Origin of the sequence: Pseudomonas sp. A-RE-19, from assembly GCF_019956555.1 — a bacterium.
Taxonomy (GTDB): Bacteria; Pseudomonadota; Gammaproteobacteria; order Pseudomonadales; family Pseudomonadaceae; genus Aquipseudomonas.
Genome location: NZ_JAHBDQ010000002.1, coordinates 198,716 through 206,537, shown reverse-complemented (window position 1 = coordinate 206,537; position 7,822 = coordinate 198,716). Strand labels below are relative to the sequence as shown.

General features: G+C 58.2%; 7 protein-coding genes and 1 pseudogene. 4 read left to right on the top strand and 4 right to left on the bottom strand.

The genetic code is table 11. The features are described 5' to 3' along the window. Positions 1-490 precede the first annotated feature (490 nt). The 4 genes and pseudogenes from rhtA to KGB14_RS02020 all read left to right on the top strand — a co-directional run bounded on the left by rhtA (position 491) and on the right by KGB14_RS02020 (position 3,300). Positions 491-1,378, top strand: a complete 888-nt coding sequence (gene rhtA / locus KGB14_RS02035) for a threonine/homoserine exporter RhtA (RefSeq protein WP_223483867.1) — start codon at positions 491-493, stop codon at positions 1,376-1,378. 169 nt (positions 1,379-1,547) lie between these two features. Further along, positions 1,548-1,829: a hypothetical protein gene (locus KGB14_RS02030; protein ID WP_223483866.1), complete on the top strand. Its 282-nt coding sequence runs from the start codon at positions 1,548-1,550 to the stop codon at positions 1,827-1,829. A gap of 99 nt (positions 1,830-1,928) precedes the next feature. Continuing rightward, positions 1,929-2,668, top strand: a pseudogene (locus KGB14_RS02025) (SDR family oxidoreductase). 35 nt (positions 2,669-2,703) lie between these two features. Next, positions 2,704-3,300 carry a 2-hydroxychromene-2-carboxylate isomerase gene (locus KGB14_RS02020; protein WP_223483865.1) on the top strand — a complete coding sequence of 199 codons (597 nt, stop codon included), beginning with the start codon at positions 2,704-2,706 and terminating at the stop codon, positions 3,298-3,300. Between the two features lie 57 nt (positions 3,301-3,357). On the opposite strand, the gene KGB14_RS02015 is transcribed toward KGB14_RS02020, so the two are convergent. The 4 genes from KGB14_RS02015 to KGB14_RS02000 all read right to left on the bottom strand — a co-directional run bounded on the left by KGB14_RS02015 (position 3,358) and on the right by KGB14_RS02000 (position 7,582). After that, entirely contained in the window at positions 3,358-5,166 is a 1,809-nt protein-coding gene (locus tag KGB14_RS02015; RefSeq protein ID WP_223483864.1) for an aminopeptidase P family protein, read from the bottom strand. 58 nt (positions 5,167-5,224) lie between these two features. Further along, positions 5,225-6,391: a cysteine desulfurase family protein gene (locus KGB14_RS02010; protein WP_223483863.1), complete on the bottom strand. Its 1,167-nt coding sequence runs from the start codon at positions 6,389-6,391 to the stop codon at positions 5,225-5,227. 205 nt (positions 6,392-6,596) lie between these two features. Continuing rightward, positions 6,597-7,211, bottom strand: a complete 615-nt coding sequence (locus KGB14_RS02005; RefSeq protein WP_223483862.1) for a LysE family translocator — start codon at positions 7,209-7,211, stop codon at positions 6,597-6,599. A 101-nt stretch (positions 7,212-7,312) separates the two neighbouring features. After that, positions 7,313-7,582: a hypothetical protein gene (locus KGB14_RS02000; protein ID WP_223483861.1), complete on the bottom strand. Its 270-nt coding sequence runs from the start codon at positions 7,580-7,582 to the stop codon at positions 7,313-7,315. Between the last annotated feature and the right edge of the window lie 240 nt (positions 7,583-7,822).

Sequence of the window (7,822 nt, the reverse complement as noted above, 5' to 3'; positions counted from 1 at the left end):
CGCGCATTCTACAGCAGCCTCTGTTGCTGTCAAGCGGTTATCTTCAGAAGCTTTCAAAGTTTCGCTTGAAAATCTTTAATAACTTCAACCACTTGCGCTTCCGATCTCTCGTTAGCGGGAGGCGAATTCTACAGCGTTACTCGCTGCTGTCAACACCTCTTTTTCTCCGCTTTCGACCGAGAAGATCGAACCGTTAAAAGAGCCAAACAACACCGCCCTTTCAACTCCTTCTGGCTTCGATGAACTGAAGCGTAACCGCTGCCGAAAACTGCGTAACTCTTTGTTTACCAAGGAGTTTTCCGTTTCGACTGCGCCGGAAGTGGGGCGAATTATAGACGTCCAGAATCTGCCGTCAACCCCTGATTACGCTTTTCTATCGAGATATTCAAAATCCCTGCTTATATATAGACGCGCGCGCAATGAATGCGCAGTATATTGCCCAACAAATGAAACAATACCTTTCGCTTTCTACTTCGGACGATGCCACGTAATGAATGACCATCCCCGCAGCCTTGCCTCGACTCTGCTCTCGGTTGGCCTGCTCTTAATAGCCATGGCATCGATCCAGTCCGGGGCCTCCCTGGCCAAGAGCATGTTCCCTGTTATTGGCGCTCAAGGGACGACCACCCTGCGGTTGATCTTCGCCAGCGTGATCATGCTGCTGCTATTGCGACCATGGCGAGCGAAGCTCACTGCCAAATCCCTGCGCACCGTTATCGTCTACGGGATGGCGCTGGGCGGCATGAACTTCCTCTTCTATATGTCCTTGCGCACTGTCCCTCTGGGTATCGCGGTAGCCCTGGAGTTCACCGGCCCATTGGCGGTTGCTATATATGCCTCACGTCGAGCGATCGACTTTCTATGGATCGCTCTGGCTGCCATCGGTTTACTGCTATTGATTCCAACAGGCGCCGCGAGCGCAGGCATCGATCTGGTCGGTGCAGGTTATGCCCTTGGTGCTGGAGTCTGCTGGGCGTTGTACATTCTGTTCGGCCAGAAGGCCGGTGCTGATAATGGAGTGCAGACCGCCGCACTGGGCGTGATGATTGCCGCGTTGTTCGTAGCCCCCATCGGCATTGTCCACGCGGGTGCTGCGTTGCTGACACCTTCGTTGATCCCCGTAGCCATCGGGGTCGCCATTCTATCCACCGCCCTGCCCTACACCCTGGAGATGGTCGCCCTCACACGGATTCCGGCACGCACCTTCGGTACTCTGATGAGCATCGAGCCCGCGTTTGGCGCATTGTCCGGTCTGCTGTTCCTTCATGAGTATCTTTCCCTGTCACAGTGGATGGCTATCCTGTGCATCATTCTGGCTTCCGTCGGCGCGACCATGACCATGGGGAGTACCGCCAAGCCGGCGGTCGCAGCGGATTGAAACGAGATTTGACGAAGGTCTGGTATTTGCCGCTCAATTAGGCCATGTTTAGGCTACGTAACTCAGTGTCAGGCATGGATTTTTTCAGATAGGGATATCAGAACGCTTCAAGCAAAAGCGAATGCGGGCAGACCCAGGCACCAGATCCGGGGGCTCTATAAGGACAGCAATGAAACGAATTTTGATACTGATCGCCATACTTGCAATTGCAGGCTGCGCGGCGACCTCGAAAACCCATGTCAAACACGGCAAGAAAGGACTGCATATAAACTGTTCGGGGCTGTCATCCTCCTGGGACAAGTGCTACACCAGTGCCGCCGACTCATGCGCACCCAAGGGCTACAAGGTCATCGCAAAATCAGGGGATGCCGTAGAAGAGCCCGGTGATTACCCGTTCGGCCTCAACCCGGCCGGCTACACCAGCCGCAGCATGATCGTCATCTGCAAGTAACTCTCTCCTTCTATCGGGTTTGCGTAGCCCGGTAGGTGCTTCGCCCGGATGCTGCTAACGTTCGTCAGTCAATGACCGTTCAGCAAAGGGCGACATCTCATGACCACCGCTACCCATAACAAGAAAATCGTATTGGTCGTCGGCGCCGGCGATGCCACCGGCAGCGCCATCGCCAAGCGTTTTGCCCAGGAAGGTTTCGTTGCTTGCGTCACCCGTCGTAGCGCAGACAAACTCCAGCCACTGGTAGATGCCATCACGGCGAGTGGCGGCGAGGCTCACGGTTTTGCCTGCGACGCACGCAAGGAAGAGGACGTGATTGCGCTCATCGAGCAGATCGAAACCGAGATCGGCCCCATCGAAGCGTTCGTCTTCAATATCGGCGCCAATGTGCCGTGCAGTATTCTCGAAGAACCGCCCGCAAGTATTTCAAGATTTGGGAAATGGCCTGTTTCTCAGGGTTTCTCAACGCTCGTGAAGTGGCCAAGCGCATGGTCACCCGCCAACGGGGCACGATTTTGTTCACCGGCGCCACTGCCGGCTTGCGCGGTGCCGCGGGTTTCGCAGCCTTCGCCGGTGCCAAGCACGGGATTCGCGCCCTGGCGCAAAGCATGGCTCGCGAACTGGGACCGATGAACATCCATGTCGCCAACGTCGTGGTCGATGGCGCCATCGACACCGACTTTATCCGCGACAACTTTCCGGAAAAATACGCGACCAAGGATCAGGACGGCATCCTCAACCCTGAGCACATCGCCGAAAACTATTGGCACTTGCATAGCCAGCCACGGGACGCCTGGACGTTCGAGCTGGACCTGCGCCCCTGGAATGAACGCTGGTAGCCCTCTCCTCCACAAATAAGAAGAGCACATCGACCATGAGCAAAACCGTGGAGTTCTTTTTCGATCTTGGCAGCCCCGCCACCTACCTGGCCTATACCCAACTGCCGAAGATCTGCGAGCAGACCAATAGTCAGCTGATCTACAGACCGATGCTGCTGGGCGGTGTCTTCAAAGCTACCGGCAATGCTTCCCCCATTACCATACCGGCCAAGGGTCGCTACATGTTTCAGGATCTGGATCGCTATGCCAGACGCTATGGCGTACTGCTGAAGTTCAACCCGCACTTCCCCATCAATACCCTGCTGCTGATGCGCGCTGTCACGGGTATGCAGTTGCGCCATCCCGAACGCTTTCAGGCGTTGATCGATTGCCTGTTTCAGGCTCTTTGGGTTGAGGGGCACAGCCTCGATGATCCGGCGACCGTTGCCGCCGTGCTGACGCAAAACGGTTTCGATCCGAACGAGGTGCTGGCGTTGACCGCCGATGAGGCCGTCAAAGCCGCCCTCAAGGAAAACACTGAAGACGCAGTGCAACGCGGTGTTTTCGGGGCGCCGAGCATGTTTGTCGGGGATCAGCTGTTCTTCGGCCAGGATCGCCTGGACTTCGTCCTTGAAGCCCTGCGTACGCAATAGCCAGCGTCTGTCACGACATGAGCCAGGCGCTGGAAACAGCGCCTGAACTCAGCCCGCTCAAATAGCCGCGGTTCGGGTATTCAACCATTCGAGGGCTGCACCATCGAGCAACGGGCTCAAGCGTTCACGCACCTCGGCGTGATAGGCGTTGAACCACTGTTTTTCGTCTTCGGTCAGCAATGACGGCTCCAGGCAGCGGGTGTCGATCGGGCACAAAGTCAGGGTTTCGAATTTCAGGAATTCACCGAACTCGCTCTTGCCCGCTTCGCGGTTCAATACCAGGTTCTCGATTCGCACCCCCCAGCGACCCGGACGATAAGTGCCCGGCTCGATGGACGTGATCATCCCCGGCTGCATCGCTGTTTGCGGTGCCGTCGCGGCCTGATAGGCGATGACTTGCGGGCCTTCATGGACATTAAGGAAGTAACCGACGCCGTGACCGGTGCCGTGACCATAGTCGACGCTTTCGGCCCAGATTGGTGCGCGGGCGATGGCGTCCAGCAACGGCGACAGAATGCCTTTCGGGAATTGCGCACGTGACAAGGCAATCACGCCTTTGAGCACGCGGGTGCAATCGCGCTTCTGCTCGTCAGTCGGCGTACCGACCGGCACCATGCGGGTGATGTCAGTGGTGCCGCCCAGGTATTGGCCGCCGGAGTCGATCAACAACAGACCGTCGCCCTCGATCACCGCATGTTCTTCTTCGGTGGCGTGGTAGTGCGGCATGGCGCCGTTGGCGTTGAACGCGGCAATGGTGTTGAAGCTCAGCGACACATAATCCGGACGCCGGGTACGGGCCGCGGTCAGGTGTTCGTCGATGGTCAGTTCGGTGACGCGCTCACGCCCCAGCGCCGTTTCCAGCCAGGCGAAAAATTCGCACAGCGCGGCGCCATCCTGCTCCATGGCCCGACGAATGTGCTCGGCATCGGCCAGGCTTTTCTGTGACTTGGCCAGGGTGGTCGGGTTCAGGCCTTCAAGCAGTTTCACGCCGCTGTTCAGGTTATCCAGCAGACCGGCCGTGACCCGCGCCGGATCGACTTGCAGGCTCGCGCCACTCGGCACGGCGCGCAAGGTGGCGGCCACTTCACTGTAATCGCGCAGGGTCACGCCGTCCTGTTCGAGAATGGCGCGCAGCTCAGCACTCACTTTGCTCAGGGCTACGAACAAGGTGGCCTGCTGCTGGCTGATCAAGGCGAAGGACACGAACACCGGGTTGAACGATACGTCGCCGCCACGCAGGTTGAATAGCCAGGCGATGTCATCGAGGGTGGCGATGAAGTGCCAGTCCGCACCGCGCTCTTTCAATGCCTCACGCAATTGAGCGAGTTTTTCACCACGGCTGACCGTCGCCTGGGGCGGCAAGTGTTGATAGACAGGCTCGTTCGGCAGGCTTGGGCGGTCGCTCCAGACTTCGCTCAGCAAATCGATGTCGGTGCGCAGACGTGCACCGCACGCTTCGAGTTTGCTGCTCAGGGTGCGCGCCGAGGCCACGGCCATCACCGCACCGTCAACCGCGACTACGCCGCCTTCAGGGGTTTGCTCGGCCAGCCAATCGAGCGGGCCGGGTTGACCCGGTTGCAGCTTGACCAGTTCGATGCCGCTGCCCTTGAGTTCCTTGCTCGCTTGTTCCCAATAGCGGCTGTCGGCCCAGACACCGGCAAAGTCCGGCGTAACGATCAGCGTGCCGACCGAACCATGGAAACCCGACAGCCACTGCCGCCCCTGCCAATAACCCGGCAGGTATTCCGACAGGTGCGGGTCGGCCGACGGCACCAGCAGAGCATGAATGCCCTCCCGGTTCATCAGCTCGCGGGTTTGCGCCAGGCGCTGGGGCACCGATCCATTGATCGAAGGCTGCGTACTCATCGTGTCTCCTGCTAACCACTTCATCATTATTGTTTAGTGCCGATCGAAGTCAGCGCTTTTAAGGTCCTGTCGCCCAGAATGCCGGAGCACTGGCGGCTGCCGCTTTAATCAGCTGCACCGCCTGGTCGATATCCTGCTCGGTGGTGAAACGCCCCAGACTCAAGCGAATGGTGCGACTGGCCGAGCGCGCGTCATGCCCCAGGGCCAGCAATACATGGGACGGGGCATTGCTGGCGGAGTTGCAGGCCGAGGTCGCGGAGAATGCAATCGAGGTGCTCAACGCGGCAGGATTGAACTCGCCTTCGTTGAAGGTCAGGCTCAGGGTATGGGGAATGCGCTGCGTCGGGCTGCCATTGAGACGAACGCCGGGAATGCTCAGCAACGACTCGAGCAAGCGTTCACGCAGACGCGCGATGGTGGCTTTTTCTTCATCGAACGAGGCGGCCGCCAACACGAAGGCTGCGCCCATGGCAGCAATCTGGTGCGTCGCCAGGGTGCCGGAACGCAACCCGCCCTCGTGCCCTCCACCGTGAATCTGCGCCTGCAGACGCTGCTGGGCACGAGGCCCTACATACAACGCGCCGATGCCTTTGGGACCGTAGACCTTGTGCGCCGAAAACGACATCAAATCCACCGGCCACCGGGCCAGGTCGATCGCCACTTTGCCGGCGCCCTGAGCCGCATCGACGTGGAACAACGCATCACGATCACGTACCACCTGGCCGATGGCCGGGATGTCATTGACGGTGCCCAGTTCGTTATTGACCAGCATCAGCGACACCAGAAAGGTGTCCTCGCGCATCGCTTCGCTGACTGCCTGCGGAGTAATCAGGCCTTCGGCATCGGGCACCAGATACGTCACGGCAACGCCTGTGTCCTGCAATTGTTTTGCAGTGTCGAGAATCGCCTTGTGTTCGATCTGGCTGGTGACGATATGGCCGCCGGACACACCGCGGGCCTGGGCCACGCCCTTGAGGGCAAGGTTGTTGGATTCGGTGGCGCCGGAGGTCCAGACAATTTGTTCTGCCTGAGCGCCGACCAGTTCGGCGACCTGATGCCGTGCCTGCTCGACCGATTGCCGGGCCTGTTGGCCGAAGGCGTGGGAGCTGGACGCTGGATTGCCGAAGTTACCGGTGAAACCCAGACACTCGACCATGACCTTGATGACCCGCTCATCCACCGGCGTGGTGGCGGCGTAGTCGAAATACAACGGACGTTTATTCATAGAAGACTCGCAGAGCGTGTTCCGGGATCAGGAAGCTCGTCACCGGGAATATCAAAGCGCCGCCTCATGAGCGACGCTGAATTTCCAGAACGACAGCAATACCTGATCGGAGGCCGTTAAAGAAGAACAACTTCATTTAAAAGTGCGTAGGAACGCTCCTGAAGTCGAGCTTAACAGGCATCGGGCAACCGGTTGAAGCAATGCGTCAGCTAAAACTTTCGAGCAATAACGGATACAGCGAAGCCACCAACAGCAAGGCCATGCCCCAGTTGAACAGCCGCAACCAGCGGCGATCGCGCAGCACATTACGCAACAGTGTGCCGCAACCGGCCCACACACTGACGCTTGGCAGGTTGATCAAGGCGAAGACGGCCGCAATCACAATCACATTGGTGAAATAGCCCTGCATCGGCGTGTAGGTGCTGATGGCACCGATGGCCATGATCCAGGCCTTGGGGTTGATCCATTGAAACGCTGCCGCGCCCAAATAACTGATCGGCTTGCCCTCGCCCCGTTCACCCTCGGCTACCGGCCCGGAATGAGCAATCTTCCACGCCAGGTACAGCAGATACGCCGCGCCGACATAGCGCAAGACAGTGTAAAGCCATGGATAGGTCTGAAACACCGCGCCCAGGCCGAAACCGACGGCGAGCACCAATACGAAGAAGCCGCAGGTGATACCCAGCATATGGGGAATGGTGCGGCTAAAACCGAAATTCACCCCCGAAGCCAGCAACATGGTGTTGTTCGGGCCGGGAGTAATCGAGGTGACAAGGGCAAACAGGGCGAAGCCCAGCAGCAGGTCGAGTGAGAGTGTCATTGGTGGCAGTCCATCAGGGTCAGTCAGGTATTGACCCTATCGCACGCCTTGAGGGAAACCCACGGACAGTTGGGTGAAAGTTCGAGCAGTACAGTCTTTGTTCAGCTTGGACGACCATGCAGCTGTACTGCGCGTTCGGCGTTCATCTCGCCTTGTTTGTCGAAGCTGAACGACTTTTGCGGCTGGCCGAGCAGTTCGGCTTTCTTCGCCTGGTACTCGTCGAAGGACAAGCCGCGACGACTCAAGGCCTCCAGCGCCAGTTCCCGGGTTTCTTCAGCGGTATAGGGCCGCAGTTCCGGGGACACATGACTGGCACACCCGGCGAGAACGGCGATGGCAAGCAGCAAGAAAGTGGCGAGCAGAGATTTCATTTCGGGCGTCCGGATATCTGGGTTCGGGGCAATGAACACAGGCTACCCGCGCCGCTCGAAGGGTAGAAATCAACGTTCTCGATAGTGGGTATCGGATCAAAAGATCGCAGCGTTCGGCAGCGCCTATATCAGCTTTATATTTCCAAATTGCATATAAATATTAATTTACGATCTTTTACGGAATATAAGAGAACCTTTATAAACAACTTCGTCGCTTCACGCACTGTTGCTCACGCAACT